The sequence below is a fragment of the Citrobacter sp. MGH104 genome, assembly GCF_001034485.1.
Lineage (GTDB): Bacteria > Pseudomonadota > Gammaproteobacteria > Enterobacterales > Enterobacteriaceae > Citrobacter > Citrobacter freundii.
Genome location: NZ_KQ089818.1, coordinates 1,005,930 through 1,023,767, shown reverse-complemented (window position 1 = coordinate 1,023,767; position 17,838 = coordinate 1,005,930). Strand labels below are relative to the sequence as shown.

Annotated in this window: 21 protein-coding genes; 17 read left to right on the top strand and 4 right to left on the bottom strand. The window is 53.8% G+C overall.

Features of this window, described 5'->3' with window-relative positions; genetic code table 11:
- Positions 1–9: 9 nt before the first annotated feature.
- The 5 genes from eutC to SK34_RS24910 all read left to right on the top strand — a co-directional run bounded on the left by eutC (position 10) and on the right by SK34_RS24910 (position 4,072).
- Positions 10–900, top strand: coding sequence for an ethanolamine ammonia-lyase subunit EutC (gene eutC, locus SK34_RS04860; protein ID WP_003038033.1), 891 nt, complete (start codon positions 10–12; stop codon positions 898–900).
- Positions 901–909: 9 nt separating this feature from the next.
- Positions 910–1,569 carry an ethanolamine utilization microcompartment protein EutL gene (gene eutL / locus SK34_RS04855; RefSeq protein WP_003838537.1) on the top strand — a complete coding sequence of 220 codons (660 nt, stop codon included), beginning with the start codon at positions 910–912 and terminating at the stop codon, positions 1,567–1,569.
- Between the two features lie 11 nt (positions 1,570–1,580).
- Positions 1,581–2,126 (top strand): ethanolamine utilization microcompartment protein EutK, encoded by a 546-nt coding sequence (locus SK34_RS04850; protein WP_003838538.1) that lies wholly within the window; start codon positions 1,581–1,583, stop codon positions 2,124–2,126.
- 48 nt (positions 2,127–2,174) lie between these two features.
- Positions 2,175–3,227 (top strand): HTH-type transcriptional regulator EutR, encoded by a 1,053-nt coding sequence (gene eutR / locus SK34_RS04845; RefSeq protein ID WP_003038041.1) that lies wholly within the window; start codon positions 2,175–2,177, stop codon positions 3,225–3,227.
- Positions 3,228–3,688: 461 nt separating this feature from the next.
- Positions 3,689–4,072 carry a hypothetical protein gene (locus tag SK34_RS24910; protein ID WP_231588741.1) on the top strand — a complete coding sequence of 128 codons (384 nt, stop codon included), beginning with the start codon at positions 3,689–3,691 and terminating at the stop codon, positions 4,070–4,072.
- Between the two features lie 75 nt (positions 4,073–4,147).
- On the opposite strand, the gene hemF is transcribed toward SK34_RS24910, so the two are convergent.
- Entirely contained in the window at positions 4,148–5,047 is a 900-nt protein-coding gene (hemF, locus tag SK34_RS04835; RefSeq protein WP_048232491.1) for an oxygen-dependent coproporphyrinogen oxidase, read from the bottom strand.
- Between the two features lie 2 nt (positions 5,048–5,049).
- Positions 5,050–5,919: an N-acetylmuramoyl-L-alanine amidase AmiA gene (gene amiA / locus SK34_RS04830; protein WP_003038046.1), complete on the bottom strand. Its 870-nt coding sequence runs from the start codon at positions 5,917–5,919 to the stop codon at positions 5,050–5,052.
- Between the two features lie 211 nt (positions 5,920–6,130).
- On the opposite strand from amiA, the gene SK34_RS04825 reads away from it, so the two are divergent.
- From SK34_RS04825 to cysM, 10 genes are all read left to right on the top strand, one after another.
- The gene (locus SK34_RS04825) at positions 6,131–6,556 is read left to right on the top strand and encodes a GNAT family acetyltransferase (RefSeq protein WP_003038048.1); all 426 of its coding nucleotides are present in this window, start codon (positions 6,131–6,133) and stop codon (positions 6,554–6,556) included.
- Positions 6,543–6,992, top strand: a complete 450-nt coding sequence (locus SK34_RS04820) for a DUF2919 domain-containing protein (RefSeq protein ID WP_048232489.1) — start codon at positions 6,543–6,545, stop codon at positions 6,990–6,992. The genes SK34_RS04825 and SK34_RS04820 overlap by 14 nt, the downstream gene beginning before the upstream one ends.
- Positions 6,993–7,051: 59 nt before the next feature.
- Positions 7,052–7,627, top strand: a complete 576-nt coding sequence (locus SK34_RS04815) for an RpoE-regulated lipoprotein (protein WP_016150735.1) — start codon at positions 7,052–7,054, stop codon at positions 7,625–7,627.
- Positions 7,628–7,720: 93 nt separating this feature from the next.
- Positions 7,721–8,620 carry a porphyrinogen peroxidase gene (yfeX, locus tag SK34_RS04810; protein ID WP_048232488.1) on the top strand — a complete coding sequence of 300 codons (900 nt, stop codon included), beginning with the start codon at positions 7,721–7,723 and terminating at the stop codon, positions 8,618–8,620.
- Positions 8,621–8,792: 172 nt separating this feature from the next.
- Positions 8,793–9,584 carry an SDR family oxidoreductase UcpA gene (gene ucpA / locus SK34_RS04805; protein WP_003038057.1) on the top strand — a complete coding sequence of 264 codons (792 nt, stop codon included), beginning with the start codon at positions 8,793–8,795 and terminating at the stop codon, positions 9,582–9,584.
- 157 nt (positions 9,585–9,741) lie between these two features.
- Entirely contained in the window at positions 9,742–10,758 is a 1,017-nt protein-coding gene (gene cysP, locus SK34_RS04800) for a thiosulfate/sulfate ABC transporter substrate-binding protein CysP (RefSeq protein WP_003038059.1), read from the top strand.
- Positions 10,759–11,592 (top strand): sulfate/thiosulfate ABC transporter permease CysT, encoded by an 834-nt coding sequence (gene cysT, locus SK34_RS04795; RefSeq protein ID WP_003038061.1) that lies wholly within the window; start codon positions 10,759–10,761, stop codon positions 11,590–11,592. It begins immediately after the preceding gene.
- A complete protein-coding gene (gene cysW / locus SK34_RS04790) occupies positions 11,592–12,467 on the top strand; it encodes a sulfate/thiosulfate ABC transporter permease CysW (protein WP_003038064.1) in 876 nt (291 codons plus the stop codon). Before cysT ends, cysW begins: the two co-directional genes overlap by 1 nt.
- Positions 12,457–13,554 carry a sulfate/thiosulfate ABC transporter ATP-binding protein CysA gene (gene cysA, locus SK34_RS04785; protein ID WP_003847288.1) on the top strand — a complete coding sequence of 366 codons (1,098 nt, stop codon included), beginning with the start codon at positions 12,457–12,459 and terminating at the stop codon, positions 13,552–13,554. The genes cysW and cysA overlap by 11 nt, the downstream gene beginning before the upstream one ends.
- Positions 13,555–13,621: 67 nt before the next feature.
- Positions 13,622–14,533: a cysteine synthase CysM gene (gene cysM / locus SK34_RS04780; protein WP_003838552.1), complete on the top strand. Its 912-nt coding sequence runs from the start codon at positions 13,622–13,624 to the stop codon at positions 14,531–14,533.
- Between the two features lie 91 nt (positions 14,534–14,624).
- On the opposite strand, the gene SK34_RS04775 is transcribed toward cysM, so the two are convergent.
- Both SK34_RS04775 and ptsJ read right to left on the bottom strand, forming a co-directional pair.
- The gene (locus tag SK34_RS04775) at positions 14,625–15,341 is read right to left on the bottom strand and encodes a type 1 glutamine amidotransferase (protein WP_003838553.1); all 717 of its coding nucleotides are present in this window, start codon (positions 15,339–15,341) and stop codon (positions 14,625–14,627) included.
- Positions 15,342–15,354: 13 nt separating this feature from the next.
- A complete protein-coding gene (ptsJ, locus tag SK34_RS04770; RefSeq protein WP_048232486.1) occupies positions 15,355–16,647 on the bottom strand; it encodes a MocR-like B6 salvage transcription factor PtsJ in 1,293 nt (430 codons plus the stop codon).
- Positions 16,648–16,729: 82 nt separating this feature from the next.
- On the opposite strand from ptsJ, the gene pdxK reads away from it, so the two are divergent.
- Entirely contained in the window at positions 16,730–17,596 is an 867-nt protein-coding gene (pdxK, locus tag SK34_RS04765) for a pyridoxine/pyridoxal/pyridoxamine kinase (protein WP_003838557.1), read from the top strand.
- Positions 17,593–17,832 carry a hypothetical protein gene (locus SK34_RS04760; protein WP_003038077.1) on the top strand — a complete coding sequence of 80 codons (240 nt, stop codon included), beginning with the start codon at positions 17,593–17,595 and terminating at the stop codon, positions 17,830–17,832. Before pdxK ends, SK34_RS04760 begins: the two co-directional genes overlap by 4 nt.
- The last annotated feature ends 6 nt before the right edge of the window (positions 17,833–17,838 follow it).

The following is a 17,838-nucleotide window of genomic DNA, read 5'->3' as shown; positions in this document are numbered from 1 at the left end:
TGACACACGATGGATCAAAAACAGATTGAAGAAATTGTACGCAGCGTAATGGCGTCAATGGGAGAGCCGCAGGTTCAAGCGCCATCAGCGGAAGTGAAATGCAGCACTACGCAGTGCGCCGCGCCGACCGGTGAAAGCTGTGCGATGGACTTAGGTTCAGCTGAAGCGAAAGCGTGGATTGGCGTTGAGAATCCGCATCGTGCAGAGGTATTGACCGAACTGCGCCGTAGCACCGCTGCGCGTGTATGTACCGGTCGTGCCGGTCCACGTCCGCGTACCCAGGCGCTGCTGCGCTTCCTTGCTGACCACTCGCGTTCGAAAGATACGGTATTGAAAGAAGTGCCGGAAGAGTGGGTAAAAGCCCAGGGACTACTGGAAGTGCGCTCGGAAATCAGCGACAAAAACTTGTATCTGACGCGCCCGGACATGGGACGTCGTCTGAGTGCGGAAGCCATTGAAGCACTGAAATCACAGTGTGTAATGAATCCGGATGTGCAGGTGATTATTTCTGATGGTCTGTCTACTGACGCCATCACCGCCAACTACGAAGAGATCCTGCCGCCGTTGTTGTCGGGCTTAAAACAGGCCGGATTGAAGGTCGGGACGCCGTTCTTTGTTCGCTATGGGCGCGTGAAAATTGAAGATCAGATCGGCGAACTGCTGGGTGCAAAAGCGGTGATCTTGCTGGTTGGTGAGCGTCCGGGCCTCGGCCAGTCGGAAAGTCTTTCTTGCTACGCCGTCTATTCGCCGCGTGTGGCAACCACCGTTGAGGCTGACCGTACCTGCATCTCGAACATTCACCAGGGCGGTACGCCACCGGTTGAAGCGGCGGCGGTGATTGTGGATTTGGCCAAGCGCATGCTGGAGCAAAAAGCATCCGGCATCAATATGACCCGTTAAGGAGGCATCATGCCAGCATTAGATTTGATTAGACCTTCAGTCACCGCGATGCGTGTGATTGCCTCGGTAAATGACGGTTTTGCCCGCGAACTTAAATTACCGCCACATATACGTAGCCTCGGACTCATCACAGCAGACTCTGATGACGTGGCGTATATTGCCGCAGATGAAGCGACAAAACAGGCGATGGTGGAAGTGGTTTATGGCCGCTCGCTGTATGCCGGTGCGGCGCACAGTCCCTCTCCAACCTCGGGCGAAGTGCTGATTATGCTCGGTGGACCAAACCCGGCCGAAGTTCGCGCGGGTCTGGACGCGATGGTGGCCAATATTGAAAGCGGTGCGGCATTCCAGTGGGCGAATGACGCAGAAGATACCGCCTTCCTGGCGCATGTGGTTTCGCGTACCGGTTCGTATCTTTCCGCGACCGCGGGATGCCGACTGGGCGATCCGATGGCGTATCTGGTAGCACCGCCGCTGGAAGCGACATTTGGTATTGATGCCGCGCTGAAATCTGCCGATGTACAACTGGTAACCTATGTACCACCGCCGTCAGAAACCAACTATTCAGCAGCGTTTTTGACCGGTAGCCAGGCCGCTTGTAAAGCCGCATGTAACGCCTTTGCCGATGCCGTTCTGGATATTGCCCGTAATCCAATCCAGCGCGCGTAAGAGAGGTAGTGATGATCAATGCACTGGGATTACTGGAAGTGGATGGCATGGTGGCTGCCGTGGACGCGGCCGATGCCATGCTGAAAGCCGCGAATGTGCGCCTGCTTAGCCACGAAGTGCTCGATCCTGGTCGGCTGACGCTGGTGGTGGAAGGCGATCTGGCGGCATGCCGAGCAGCGCTGGATGCTGGCAGTGCAGCTGCAGCGCGTACAGGCCGTGTTATCAGCCGTAAGGAAATAGGCCGGCCGGACGATGACACCCAGTGGCTGATCGGCGGTTTTAAACGCCAGCCGAAGAAACCAGAACCGAAGAAACCAGAGCAGAAGCCTGAAGTGAAGTCAGATGTGGCCCCAGAGAAGACGCAGGAAGCACCTGTGTCATCTGAATCCTCTGATGAATTACTGGCGCTGTTAACATCGGTCCGTCAAGGAATGACGGCAGGGGAAGTGGCTGCCCACTTTGGCTGGTCACTTGATGAAGCCAGAAATGCGCTGGAACAGCTCTTTTCTGACGGAGCGTTGCGTAAACGCAGTAGTCGCTATCGCTTAAAAAATTAACCTGTCGGAGGGCCGGGGGCTTCGTTGAAGCTTCCGGCTTAAAAGATCATGAAAAAGAACCGTACTGCAAACTTGCACCATCTTTATCATGAAGTATTACCCGAAGACGTTAAATTGACGCCGAAAGTGGAAGTGGACAACGTTCACCAACGGCGAACAACGGATGTGTATGAGCACGCGCTGACGATTACAGCCTGGCAGCAGATCTACGACCAGCTGCATCCGGGAAAATTTCATGGCGAGTTCACGGAAATCCTGCTCGATGATATTCAGGTGTTCCGTGAATACACCGGACTGGCGCTGCGTCAGTCATGCCTTGTCTGGCCAAACTCATTTTGGTTTGGCATTCCGGCCACGCGCGGCGAGCAGGGATTTATTGGTACCCAGTGTTTGGGTAACGCTGAAATTGCCACCCGCCCAGGCGGGACGGAGTTTGAACTAAGTACGCCGGATGACTACACCATTTTGGGTGTCGTCATTTCTGAAGAGGCCATTGCCCGTCAGGCCAACTTCCTGCATAACCCGGAAAGGGTGTTGCATATGCTGCGCAACCAGTCGGCGCTGGAAGTGAAAGAACAACACAAAGCCGCGCTATGGGGCTTTGTGCAGCAGGCGCTGGCGACGTTTAGCGAAAACCCGGAAAACCTTCGCCAACCTGCGGTACGCAAAGTGTTGGGCGATAACCTGCTGCTGGCGATGGGGACTATGCTGGAAGAAGCGCAGCCGATTATGACTGCGGAGAGCATCAGCCATCAGAGCTATCGTCGCTTGCTGTCGCGTGCGCGCGAATATGTGCTGGAAAATATGTCAGAGCCGCTGACCGTGCTCGACTTATGCAATCAACTGCACGTTAGCCGCCGGACGTTGCAAAACGCCTTTCACGCGATCCTCGGTATTGGCCCGAATGCCTGGTTGAAACGTATTCGCCTGAACGCCGTGCGCCGTGAGTTGATAAGCCCGTGGTCGCAGAGTGCAACGGTGAAAGACGCCGCCATGCAGTGGGGATTCTGGCATTTAGGGCAGTTTGCTACCGACTACCAGCAACTGTTTGCGGAGAAACCTTCGTTGACGCTGCATCAGCGTATGCGCCAGTGGGCGTGATGAAATCATTGTGCCGGATGCGACGCGTTGCGTCTTATCCGGCCTGGGGGCCGACATCTGGTTATTTTCTGAATTTAATATCGGGTAATGATGTATTGCATGTCCAGATGATAATATCTTCTTTTTAAATATGGACATTTAAACATGCAAAAAGGACTACTGTCTTTCTGCCTTCTCATATTGAGCCTGCCCGTTCTGGCACAAGATGAACTTCCTGACTCACTAATAAAATACTACCAGGCCTCCGTGGATGAATCCCATGATCGTATTTGGCTGAGAAAAGAGCGCCCTGAACTGGAATACTCTAATTGTCTGGATAAACAAACCTCGGGTGAGCAGCGGATTATTGTGATGTGCGGTAATTTCACGAAATATCGGAACCGGATACTGGGTCGTTTGATATCTGGTATCTCAAGGGAAACACTATCTCCGCGCGTGAAACCACGCAAGGTTATGGTCGTATGGGAACATCGGGGAGTGCGAAAGCGGTAAAAATTGGCGAAAAGTGGGGGGTGGTGCTGGAATCAAGCTATATGTTGCAGGGCTATGAACAAACCTTTCAGCAGTTTTATATAGCAGAAGGAAAAGACATCCATCTTATCGCGAGTCTTCCCACGCATTCCAGTAATAGAGACTCCTTGAGTAACATGAATAAACAAGATGACGTGGATGATTTAGACACGCAGGTAACATTTTCACCCTCGGGCAGTGATGGCTATTCAGATATGCTTCTTCATTCAACCGGTTTATTAAATGGTGAAAAAATCAATAAGCGCTGGTCGGTAAAATTTGATGTGAAATCAAATCAATACCCCATCCCGGAAAAGATTAATATTGGCTATTGATTGATACCGTGCCGGATGGCGACGCCTTGCGTCTTATCCGGCCTACGACCTACGAATTGTGTCGCTATCAGGCCATTACACCCAGTCGCGGACCTGAATAAACTCGCTAAGGGCGGCTTCCGGGCTGTTCGCTTCTGGCTGCCAGTCATACTCCCAGCGTACCAGCGGCGGCATCGACATCAGAATCGATTCCGTGCGCCCGCCGGTTTGCAAACCGAATAATGTGCCGCGATCCCACACCAGGTTAAATTCCACATAGCGTCCGCGACGATAAAGCTGAAAATTGCGTTCACGCTCGCCCCAGCTCATTGCTTTGCGGCGCTCAACGATGGGCAAATACGCCTCGGTATAACCCTTTCCAACAGCCTGCATAAAGGCGAAGCAGTGCTCGAAATCTGGCGTATTCAAATCATCGAAGAACAGCCCGCCAATGCCGCGCTGCTCGTTGCGGTGCTTGAGGAAGAAGTAGTCATCGCACCACTTTTTGTAACGGGGATAAACGTCATCGCCGAACGGCTGGCATAGATCCCGCGCCGTGCGGTGCCAGTGAACTGCATCCTCATCAAAGCCGTAGTAGGGCGTTAAGTCAAAGCCGCCGCCAAACCACCACACCGGGTCGGCGCCCGGTTTCTCCGCGATAAAAAAACGTACGTTGGCATGGCTGGTCGGAATGTAAGGATTCTGCGGATGCACCACCAACGAGACGCCCATCGCTTCAAAGCTACGCCCGGCAAGCTCCGGGCGATGCGCAGTAGCCGAGGCCGGCATTGCATCGCCATGGACATGAGAGAAGTTGACGCCTGCTTGCTCGAAAATACCGCCGTTACGCAACACTCGACTGCGCCCGCCGCCGCCCGCTTCGCGTTGCCAGTTATCCTCAACAAATTCGGTGCCGTCTACGGTGGATAACTGCTGACAAATCTCATCCTGCAGGCTGAGCAGGAACTGTTTTACGCGTTGTACATCGGGCTTCATGGTTAACGTTTCTTCGAGTGTGCTTTCTGGTTATCAAACCAGTGGAAATAGCTGATGATGCCATTGGCGATAGCGGTGGCGATTTTCTGACGAAACGCAGCCGTCCCCAGTAATCGTTCTTCTTCCGGGTTGGTGATGAACGAGGTTTCGACCAGGACCGACGGAATCGAAGGTGATTTTAGCACCACGAAGGCGGCTTGTTCCGTGCTGCGACTGTGCAGACGGTGTACCGGCTTGATCTTCTTAAGAATATGCGAGCCTAACGTCAGGCTGTTTTTTATGGTGTCAGTTTGCACCAGATCGAACAGCACCTGCTGCAACAAATGATCTTTGTCGGTGGCCTTCTTCCCGGCGACTTCATCGGCCCGGTTTTCACGATCGGACAAATATTTCGCCATGGCGCTACTGGCACCGCGATTGGATAAGGCAAAGACCGAAGCACCCGCAGCGCTCGGATTGGTAAAACCGTCGGCGTGGATCGACATGAAAAGATCTGCGCCATGTTTGTGGGCGATCTCGACGCGATCGTAGAGCGGAATAAACGTATCGCCGGAGCGGGTCAGGCGTGCATCAATCCCCTGGTTGCGTAGGATTGAGCGCACGTTTTTGGCAATCGCCAGCACCACGTGCTTTTCTTTCGATCCGTTGCGACCAATTGCGCCGGTATCAATCCCGCCGTGCCCCGGATCAAGAACAACAACGCGCTTAGCGCCTGATTTTTTCGCTTTCGGTTTGCTGTGTCCATTACTGGTCTTTAGCGCTTCTTCTTTAGCGATGGCTTGCGACATGCCTGACAGCGTCAGGGCGGCCAGCCCGGCTTTCAGCACCTGGCGGCGCGATGTGAGTGTTTTTAGTGGTTTAAAAGTGCTCATACGGCCTGAGTTGTAAAAAAAGGTTCTAAACGTTATATCGTATCGCGTAGTCCGTTGCGACGGATCGAGATAAGAATTGTTTTACTTTTCATTTCAATACGTGACAATTCCGTATTATGCCATTTTTTCCGCCGCTTCGCGTCAGATATTGGCTAAATCAGCCGTTCGCGCCATAATCGCTTTTTAACGTCCTGAAAAGGTAACCAATACCATGGAAATACGCGTTTTTCGCCAGGAAGATTTCGAAGAGGTGATCACCCTCTGGGAGCGTTGTGATTTGCTGCGTCCATGGAACGACCCTGAAATGGACATCGAACGTAAAGTCAATCATGACGTCAGCTTATTCCTCGTCGCTGAAGTGAACGGTGAGGTGGTCGGTACGGTGATGGGCGGATACGACGGGCACCGCGGTTCCGCCTATTACCTGGGCGTGCATCCTGAGTTTCGCGGTCGCGGTATCGCTAATGCGCTACTCAACCGGTTGGAGAAAAAGCTCATTGCCCGCGGTTGCCCGAAGATTCAAATCATGGTGCGTGACGATAACGACGTCGTACAGGGCATGTATGAACGTCTGGGCTATGAACATGCGGATGTACTCAATCTGGGCAAGCGTTTGATTGAAGATGAAGAGTACTGAGTTTCATCCGGCCGACTATGACGGTCATGGGCGTCTGCGCCTGCCTTTTCTCTTCTGGTGCGTACTGTTGTTACAGGCACGCACCTGGGTTTTGTTTGTGATAGCCGGTTCTTCTCGTGAGCAGGGCAACACGTTGCTGAATCTGTTTTATCCCGATCATGACGCATTCTGGCTGGGTTTGCTCCCCGGCGTTCCCGCCGTGTTGGCGTTTTTACTCAGCGGGCGACGCTTTGCGTTTCCGGTAATCTGGCGCAGGCTGCGCGGATTATTGATTCTCGCTCAACTGGTGCTGCTGTGCTGGCAGCCGGTGATGTGGCTGACAGGCGATCCGCTCAACGGTGTCGGGCTGGCGCTGCTGGTGGCGGATATCGTCGCACTGATCTGGCTGTTAACCAATCAACGTCTGCGCGCCTGTTTTTCCCTTGAGAAAGAATAACGGCACTTTTTGGGGAAACCGGACTCCAAGCAACGTTGATAAATAAGGAAGGAAGTGAAATGAAATCACTGCGTTTGACTTTATGCGCGATGCCGCTGCTACTGGCCGGGTGTTCAACGTTGTCCTCGGTGAACTGGTCTGCCGCTAATCCGTGGAACTGGTTTGGTTCTTCAACGCAGGTCACAGAGCAGGGCGTCGGAGCGTTAACGGGCGCGACACCGCTGGATGAAAAAGCCATTGCTGATGCGCTGGACGGTGATTACCGCCTGCGTAGCGGGATGAAGACTGATAACGGAAATGTGGTGCGCTTCTATGAAGCGATGAAAGACGACAAGCTGGCGATAGTCATCAATGGCAGCCAGGGAACCATTAGTCGTATTGATGTGTTAGACCACGATATTTCGTCAGTCGCGGGTGTCGAAATCGGTACACCGTTTAGCGACCTTTACACTAAAGCTTTCGGTAATTGCCAAAAGGCAACCGGCGATGACAGCGCGGGCGTTGAGTGTAAAGCTGAAGGAAGTCAACATATTAGCTATATTTTTTCCGGTGAATGGAGCGGGCCTGAGGATATAATGCCGTCTGACGACACGCTGAAAGCGTGGAAAGTAAGCAAAATTATCTGGCGGCGTTAATTTGCGTCTGAACAAATCGGCTTGTTAAAAAAACAGGTAGAATAGCGCCCATCAATGCCACGATGTCGTGGCATCTTTTTTTCAGGAGGAACAATGTCTCAGGTTCAGAGTGGCATTTTGCCAGAACATTGCCGTGCGGCGATTTGGATTGAAGCCAATGTTAAAGGCGACGTTGAGGCCCTGCGTGCGGCCAGCAAAACCTTCGCCGATAAGCTGGCGACCTTTGAAGCTAAGTTCCCGGATGCGCATCTGGGCGCGGTTGTCGCTTTTGGCAACAACACCTGGCGTGCATTGAGCGGCGGCGTCGGTGCTGAAGAGTTAAAAGACTTTATCCCTTATGGTAAAGGTCTGGCACCAGCAACCCAATATGACGTGTTGATCCATATTCTCTCTTTGCGTCATGACGTGAATTTCTCCGTTGCGCAGGCGGCAATGGAAGCATATGGCGACTGTATTGAAGTCAAAGAAGAAATCCACGGTTTCCGTTGGGTCGAAGAGCGCGATCTCAGCGGCTTTGTTGACGGTACGGAAAACCCGGCAGGCGAAGAAACGCGCCGTGAAGTCGCCGTTATCAAAGATGGTGTGGATGCCGGTGGCAGCTATGTGTTTGTGCAGCGTTGGGAACATAACCTGAAGCAGCTTAATCGCATGAGCATCCATGACCAGGAAATGATGATTGGCCGCACCAAGGAAGCCAACGAAGAGATCGACGGTGATGACCGTCCGGTCACCTCTCACCTGAGCCGTGTTGACCTCAAAGAAGACGGTAAAGGGCTGAAAATTGTGCGCCAGAGCCTGCCATACGGCACTGCCAGCGGCACGCATGGTCTCTATTTCTGCGCCTACTGCGCCCGTCTGCACAACATTGAACAACAGTTGCTGAGCATGTTTGGTGACACCGACGGTAAGCGTGATGCAATGCTGCGCTTCACCAAACCGGTAACCGGCGGCTATTACTTTGCACCGTCGCTGGACCGTTTAATGGCGCTGTAATGGCGATCTGATCCTGTTATCGGCCACGAAATAGACATCCCCGCATCGTCGGGGATTTTTTTTACCTGAGATTAACCTGATTTAGTGAGCTATTCCTCAGCACTAATTTGTTATTGCTGTATCTTCTGCGTGAATGAAGCGAAGGCTTCATATTCAAAAGGAGAATATTGAAATGGGAAAACTCACGGGCAAAACAGCATTGATTACGGGCGCATCTCAGGGTATTGGCGAGGGTATCGCCAGAACGTTTGCCCGCCATGGTGCGAACTTAATTCTGCTGGATATCTCCGATGAGATTGAAAAACTGGCGGATGAGTTGGCTGGGCGAGGGCACCGTTGCACAGCCGTTCACGCTGACGTCAGAGATTTTGCGTCGGTCAAGGAAGCGGTGATGCGCGCGAAGCAGATTGAAGGCAAAATCGATATTCTGGTGAACAATGCCGGCGTATGCCGCCTCGGCAACTTCCTTGATATGAGCGATGAAGATCGCGATTTCCACATTGATATCAACATTAAAGGCGTCTGGAATGTGACGAAAGCCGTTCTGCCGGAGATGATTGCGCGCAAAGATGGGCGCATCGTGATGATGTCATCGGTGACCGGCGATATGGTTGCCGACCCGGGCGAAACGGCCTACGCACTGTCGAAAGCCGCAATCATCGGTTTGACCAAATCCCTGGCGGTAGAATATGCGCAGTCAGGCATTCGCGTTAATGCCATTTGCCCAGGCTACGTTCGTACGCCGATGGCGGAAAGCATTGCGCGTCAATCTAACCCGGAAGATCCTGAATCCGTTTTAGTCGAAATGGCGAAAGCGATCCCGATGCGTCGTCTGGCCTGTCCGCTTGAGGTCGGTGAACTGGCGGCGTTCCTGGCCTCGGATGAGTCCAGTTACTTAACTGGCACGCAAAACGTGATTGATGGCGGTAGCACCCTGCCTGAAAGCGTTAGCGTCGGCGTCTGATTGATGCCGGTCTCCTCCTCACTCGGTGTGGGGAGGGATTCTCTTATTCTCTTTTCAACTTTCAAATCATCAAACGGTATATAAAACCGTTACTCCTTTAGCACTGGTTATAAATATGATGACCATAAGAAAGTCATTAAATTTATAAGGGTGCGCAATGGCCGTTAACTTACTGAAAAAAAGAACACTGACGCTGGCAGCCATGCTGTTGCTGGTGGGGCAGGCGCAGGCAACGGAACTGCTGAACAGTTCATACGATGTTTCCCGTGAGCTTTTTGCCGCCCTTAATCCGCCGTTTGAACAGCAATGGGCGAAGGATAACGGCGGTGACAAACTGACGATTAAACAATCTCATGCCGGGTCATCAAAACAGGCGCTGGCGATTCTGCAGGGGCTGAAAGCCGATGTGGTGACCTATAACCAGGTCACCGACGTGCAGATCCTGCATGACAAAGGCAAACTGATCCCCGCCGACTGGCAAAGCCGCCTGCCGAATAACAGCTCGCCGTTCTATTCCACCATGGGTTTCCTGGTGCGTAAGGGGAACCCGAAAAACATTCATGACTGGAATGACCTTGTGCGTTCTGATGTGAAACTGATTTTCCCGAACCCAAAAACCTCCGGTAACGCGCGCTATACCTATCTGGCGGCGTGGGGTGCTGCGGATAAAGCCGACGGTGGTGATAAAACCAAAACCGAACAGTTCATGACCCAGTTTCTGAAAAACGTCGAAGTGTTTGATACCGGCGGTCGCGGTGCTACCACCACCTTTGCAGAGCGCGGTCTGGGCGATGTGCTGATCAGCTTCGAATCAGAAGTGAACAACATTCGTAAACAGTATGAAGCGCAGGGTTTTGAAGTGGTTATCCCGAAAACCAATATCCTCGCCGAATTCCCGGTGGCCTGGGTAGATAAAAATGTGCAAGCCAACGGTACTGAAAAAGCAGCTAAAGCGTACCTGACCTGGCTGTACAGCCCGCAGGCGCAAACCATTATTACCGATTTCTACTACCGCGTGAATAACCCGCAGGTGATGGACAAACAGCAAGATAAATTCCCGCAGACCGAATTGTTCCGTGTGGAAGATAAGTTTGGTTCGTGGCCTGAAGTGATGAAAACACACTTTGTCAGCGGTGGAGAGCTGGACAAACTGCTGGCGGCGGGGCGTAAGTAAATGTTTGCTGTTTCTTCCCGACGCGTGCTGCCCGGCTTCACTTTGAGCCTGGGTACAAGCTTACTGTTTGTCTGCCTGATATTGCTGCTGCCGCTGAGCGCGCTGGTGATGCAACTGGCACAAATGAGCTGGGCGCAATACTGGGATGTGATTACCAATCCGCAGGTGGTGGCGGCTTATAAAGTGACGCTGCTGTCGGCGTTTGTGGCGTCGATTTTTAACGGCGTGTTCGGTTTGCTGATGGCGTGGATCTTAACCCGCTATCGCTTTCCGGGCCGTACGCTGTTGGATGCACTGATGGATCTGCCGTTTGCGCTGCCTACAGCGGTGGCGGGTCTGACGCTGGCGTCGCTGTTTTCGGTTAATGGCTTCTACGGCGAGTGGCTGGCGAAGCTGGATATCAAGGTGACCTACACCTGGCTTGGTATCGCGGTGGCGATGGCGTTTACCAGCATTCCGTTTGTAGTGCGTACCGTCCAGCCGGTGCTGGAAGAATTAGGTCCCGAATATGAAGAAGCCGCAGAAACGCTCGGTGCTACGCGCTGGCAGAGTTTCCGTAAAGTGGTGCTGCCGGAGCTGTCCCCCGCGCTGGTGGCGGGCGTTGCGCTTTCGTTTACCCGAAGCCTCGGTGAGTTTGGCGCGGTTATCTTTATCGCTGGGAACATCGCATGGAAAACGGAAGTAACCTCGCTGATGATTTTTGTTCGCTTGCAGGAGTTTGACTACCCGGCCGCCAGCGCGATTGCTTCTGTGATCCTCGGGGCTTCGTTGTTGCTGCTGTTTTCAATTAACACCCTGCAAAGTCGCTTTGGTCGACGTGTGGTAGGTCACTGATGGCAGACATTACCCAATTGAAACGCTATGGCGCACCCCGCATCAACTGGGGGAAATGGTTTCTGATCGGCACGGGCATGCTGGTCTCCGCGTTTATTTTGCTGGTGCCGATGATTTACATCTTCGTGCAGGCGTTCAGCAAGGGATTAATGCCGGTATTACAGAACCTGGCAGACCCGGACATGCTGCATGCCATCTGGCTGACGGTGCTGATTGCGCTGATTGCGGTGCCGGTGAACCTGGTGTTTGGTGTGTTGCTGGCCTGGCTGGTGACCCGTTTTAACTTCCCAGGACGCCAACTTCTGCTGACGTTACTGGATATTCCGTTTGCCGTCTCGCCGGTGGTTGCCGGCCTGGTGTATCTGCTGTTTTACGGCTCTAACGGTCCGCTGGGTGGATGGCTGGATGAGCATAATCTGCAAATTATGTTTGCCTGGCCGGGGATGGTGCTGGTGACGGTATTCGTGACCTGTCCGTTTGTGGTGCGCGAGTTGGTGCCGGTGATGTTAAGCCAGGGCAGTAATGAAGATGAAGCGGCTGTGTTGCTGGGCGCGTCCGGCTGGCAGATGTTCCGCCGCGTTACGCTGCCGAATATTCGTTGGGCGCTGCTGTACGGCGTGGTGTTGACCAACGCCCGTGCGATTGGCGAGTTTGGCGCGGTGTCGGTGGTATCCGGCTCGATTCGCGGCGAAACCCTATCGCTACCGCTACAAATTGAATTACTGGAGCAGGACTACAACACGGTCGGCTCTTTTACCGCCGCGGCGCTATTAACGCTGATGGCGATTATTACCCTGTTTTTGAAGAGCATGTTGCAATGGCGTCTGGAGAACCAGGAGAAACGCGCGCAGCAGGAGGAAAATCATGAGCATTGAGATTGCCAATATTAAGAAGTCTTTTGGTCGCACCCAGGTGCTGAACGATATCTCGCTGGATATTCCTTCAGGTCAGATGGTCGCGCTGCTGGGGCCATCCGGCTCGGGCAAAACCACGCTGCTGCGCATTATTGCCGGGTTGGAGCATCAGTCCAGCGGGCATATCCGTTTTCACGGCACCGACGTCAGTCGTTTGCATGCTCGCGACCGTAAAGTGGGATTCGTATTCCAGCACTATGCGCTGTTTCGTCATATGACCGTTTTCGACAATATCGCGTTTGGTCTGACGGTCCTGCCACGGCGTGAGCGCCCGAATGCGGCGGCCATCAAAGCAAAAGTCACCAAACTGCTGGAGATGGTTCAATTGGCTCATCTGGCGGACCGCTTCCCGGCGCAGCTTTCTGGTGGGCAAAAGCAGCGTGTGGCGTTGGCGCGTGCGCTGGCGGTAGAGCCGCAGATTCTGCTGCTCGACGAGCCGTTTGGCGCGCTCGATGCGCAGGTACGTAAAGAGCTGCGTCGTTGGCTGCGTCAGCTGCATGAAGAGCTGAAGTTCACCAGCGTGTTTGTTACCCACGACCAGGAAGAAGCGACGGAAGTTGCCGATCGCGTGGTGGTGATGAGTCAGGGTCATATCGAGCAGGCTGATGCACCGGATCAAGTCTGGCGCGAACCGGCTACCCGTTTTGTGCTGGAGTTTATGGGGGAGGTTAACCGCCTGCAGGGGACGATTCGCGGCGGCCAATTCCACGTGGGCGCACACCGCTGGCCACTGGGTTATACGCCTGGTTATCAGGGACCGGTTGATCTGTTCCTGCGTCCGTGGGAAGTGGACGTGAGCCGTCGTACCAGCCTGGATTCGCCGTTGCCGGTACAGGTACTGGAAGCCAGCCCGAAAGGACACTACACCCAATTAGTTGTGCAACCGCTGGGGTGGTATAACGAACCGCTGACGGTCATCATGCAGGGCGATGATTCCCCAAGCCGCGGCGAGCGGCTGTTTGTCGGGCTGCAAAATGCGCGTCTGTATAACGGTGACCAGCGTATTGAAACGCGTGAAGAGGAACTTGCTCTGGCGGAATCTGCCTGATAGGTTAAAAAGTATGTTTATCGCCCGGTAAGCGCTGCGCCCCCGGGCTTTTTTACGAGCTCAAAACGTGAACACATTAGAACAAACAATTGGCAATACGCCTCTGGTGAAACTACAACGTCTGGCGCCGGATAACGGCAGTGAAATTTGGGTCAAGCTGGAAGGGAATAATCCCGCGGGTTCGGTGAAAGACCGGGCTGCGCTGTCGATGATTGTCGAAGCGGAAAAACGTGGAGAAATTAAGCCTGGTGATGTGCTGATCGAGGCTACCAGCGGTAATACCGGAATTGCTCTGGCAATGATCGCCGCGCTGAAGGGCTACCGCATGAAGCTGCTGATGCCAGACAACATGAGCCAGGAGCGCCGAGCGGCGATGCGTGCTTACGGGGCTGAACTGGTTCTGGTGACCAAAGAGCAGGGGATGGAAGGCGCGCGTGACTTAGCTCTTGAAATGGCGCAGCGCGGAGAAGGTAAACTTCTCGACCAATTTAATAATCCGGATAACCCATACGCGCATTACACCACCACAGGACCGGAAATCTGGCAGCAGACGTCAGGTCGTATTACCCACTTTGTCTCCAGTATGGGAACAACAGGCACCATTACCGGTGTGTCGCGTTTTCTGCGTGAGCAAGAAAAAGCGGTTACCATCGTTGGCCTGCAGCCGGAAGAGGGCAGTAGTATTCCGGGAATTCGCCGCTGGCCTGCGGAATATATGCCGGGCATTTTTAACGCCTCGCTGGTGGATGAGGTATTGGATATTCATCAGAACGATGCGGAAAACACCATGCGCGCGCTGGCGGTGAAAGAGGGTGTGTTCTGCGGCGTCAGTTCCGGCGGCGCAGTAGCCGGAGCGATTCGCGTGGCCGAACAAAATCCGGGAGCGGTGGTGGTGGCGATCATCTGCGATCGCGGCGATCGCTACCTTTCAACCGGCGTGTTTGGCGAAGAGCACTTTAACCAGGGATCAGGGATTTAGTTTGTAGGCCTGATAAGCATAGCGGCATCAGGCAAACGTACGGCACGATCGCCGGATGACGACGTAAAGCGTCTTATCCGGCCTGCCATAATCAATCGTTACGTTTTTCCACAAGCTTATCAAGGAATTGCCACAGCTTCTCATTCATCTGCTGATAATCCCATGCGCGCATCTCTTCAACGGAGCGGATGAAGCGCTTGCCTTTAGCTTCCGCCAGTTCTTGTTCGGAGTGTTGAATAAGCCCTTCTATAGCATCAGCCGTAAATTCCATATGGCACTGAAAACCATAGACGAAATTACCGTATTGTACGATTTGTCGCGGGCAGCCCTCGCTTGTGGCGAGAATTGTCGCCTGGTCGGTTAATCCAGGCATGTCGTTGTGCCAGTGACCGACGGTAAGCGGTGAACCAAAATGGCTGAACAACGGATGCTGTTGGCCTGCTTCGGTCAGGGTGATCGGGTAGTGACCAATCTCTTTTTCCGGGCTCTGGCACACCTTCGCACCCAGCGCTTCGCCGATTAACTGTGAACCCAGGCAGATCCCCACCACAATTTTACGTGCCGCAATCGCCTGATTGATCAGATGCTGCTCGGCCTGAGAATCAAAGTACGGACACTCTGCCAGCGTGGTTCGTGGTGACTGCGGACCGCCAAACACCACCAACATATCGAAGCCATCCGCGTTCGCAGGGACCGCTTCCCCGGCGTAAACGTGCGACCAGGTGATGGTATAGCCGCGTGATTCAGCCCACGGCAGATACGCGCCAGCAGATTCAAAAGACTCATGAATAACAAAATGAACTCGCACTTTTTCTCTCCTGTTAGCGCTTTAGCGCCTGATGGATATCAGTCGCCAGCTTATCAATGTCGCTGTCTGATAATGTTGACAGCGTAATGCGCAGGCCGTGGGCAGGCGTATTGACGCCAAACACTTCGCCTTCGCGTACCAGCCAGCCGGACTTTGCCAGCGCAAAAGCGATCGCCTGGCTGTTATCTTCCAGCGGTAGCCATATATTCAGACCGTCACCAACGGGCAACTCAATGCCATGTCGCCGCAGAGCTGCCGTCAACTTTTGCTGCTGGGCGGCGTAAAATTGCTGAGTTTGCGCCAGCGTGTGTTGGTAAGTCTCGTCATTCAGGCAGGCGCAGGCCAAATCCTGCAGCAGATGGCTGACCCACTGACTGCCGGAGTTAAGCCTTAAACGTAGCTTCCCTGAAGTGAGCGGATCGCTGGCCACAATGGCCAGGCGTAAATCTGGTCCTAACGTTTTTGACATCGACCGGACAACCGCCCAGTGCGTGGTTTCCTTCGCAATCACCGGATACCAGTGGCAAGCAGATAGCAGCGCAAAGTGGTCGTCGACAATCACCAGCGTCTGCGGATAGCGGGCCAGAATTTCCTGCAATTGCGCCGCGCGTGAGGCGCTCAGGCTGCATCCTGTCGGGTTATGCGCGCGCGGTGTCAGAATTACTGCCCGCGCGCCTTTCTGTAGCGCGAGTTCCAGCTGGTCCGGCAGCATGCCTTCGCGGTCAACGCTGGCCGGGTTTGCTGAGAATCCAGCATAGCGCAGCATGTTGATGCTGCTTAAAAAGCATGGATCTTCTACGACAACGCTATCACCAGGCAGCAAATGGGCGCACAGTAGCCGTTCGATAGCATCAATGGCACCGCTGGTAATATCAATTTCCCCTTTGTCGGGCATTGCATTTTGCATCCATTCTGATGCCCACGCCTTAAGTCCAGGTGACACAGCGGCATCGCCGTACAAGCGCGGACTCTTATTTATCTTCGCAAAATAATTACTCAGGTCAGGAAGTCGCGAGGGCGCTGGATTACCGCCGGAAAGATCGATAAGCGGAGTATCCGGATTACCACCTTCCAGTGCTACGGGGGCAGTAATCCCCTTAATCACCGTACCGTTGCGTCCCAGGCTCTGTGCCAACCCGGAGGTGACCAGGCGTTTGTAAGCCGCCGCGACAGTATTGCGGTTGACGTTTAATTCCGTTGCCAGTTCCCGCACTGGCGGTAACGTTTCTCCCACTGCCAGCGTGCCTGTAGTGACATGTTGACGGATACTGTCAAAAATTTCGTTAGCGGTTTTTCCGTCGATCATTATTGACCTATGACAAAATGAATTTTAGCATATGACGATAATAGTGAGGCGTAGACCCGCTGTCCAGCGAGAGGAGAAATTTATGGAGCAGGAGAGTGATATCCAGTCAGTGCTCTTCGACGACACGCATCGGGCGTTACAGACCGATATCGTCGCCGTTCAGTCACAGGTGGTTTATGGCAGCGTAGGTAACAGCATCGCCGTCCCGGCCATTAAAGCGCAGGGGTTACGCGTGACGGCAGTACCTACGGTGCTGTTCAGTAATACCCCGCATTATGAAACCTTCTACGGCGGCGTTATTCCAGCAGACTGGTTTAGCGGTTATCTCCGCGCCTTAAACGAGCGTGATGCCTTGCGCGAGCTAAAGGCGGTGACGACAGGGTACATGGGCAGCGCGGAACAAATCGCCTTGCTGGCACAGTGGCTGAAAACCGTTCTGACCACGCATCCGGACCTGTGCATTTTGGTCGACCCCGTGATTGGCGATACGGATAGCGGTATGTATGTTAAAGCCGAAATTCCGGAGGCTTATCGTCAGCACCTGCTGCCGCTGGCTCAGGGGCTGACTCCAAATGTGTTTGAGCTGCAAATGCTGAGCGGAAAGCCGTGTCGTACGCTTGATGAAGCCATTACGGCGGCACAATCACTGCTCACCGACACCCTCAAATGGGTGGTGATCACCAGTGCGCCGGGGGATACGGAAGAGATTATTCATGTTGCGGTGGTGACGGCTGAAACGGTTGAGGTGTTAGCTCATCCGCGAGTGAAAACGGATCTGAAGGGGACTGGCGATCTGTTCTGTGCCGAGCTGGTGAGCGGCCTTGTGATGGGGAAAGCGCTGACGACCGCGACGCACGATGCTGCACAGCGGGTGCTGGACGTGATGACGTGGACGCACCAGTGCGGTTGTGATGAATTAATTCTGCCACCGGCAGGGGAGGCGCGATGAAGAGTTACCGGCTGGTGGTTCGTCAGAATGGGCGTATGGTTGGACACTTTGATACCTGCGGGACAGCGGCGCTGGAAGATATCTGCGTGGCGCGGGCTATGTTCGGCATTGCGGGTGGTTACGACTGTGAGTTGTTAGTGGCGGATTCGGAACGACGGATGCTGGAGAGCGGGCCGGAGGGCATGAAAATCCTGATGCGCGAGGCGTGTTATCGCCCGGTGACTGCACACATTTAATGGCGG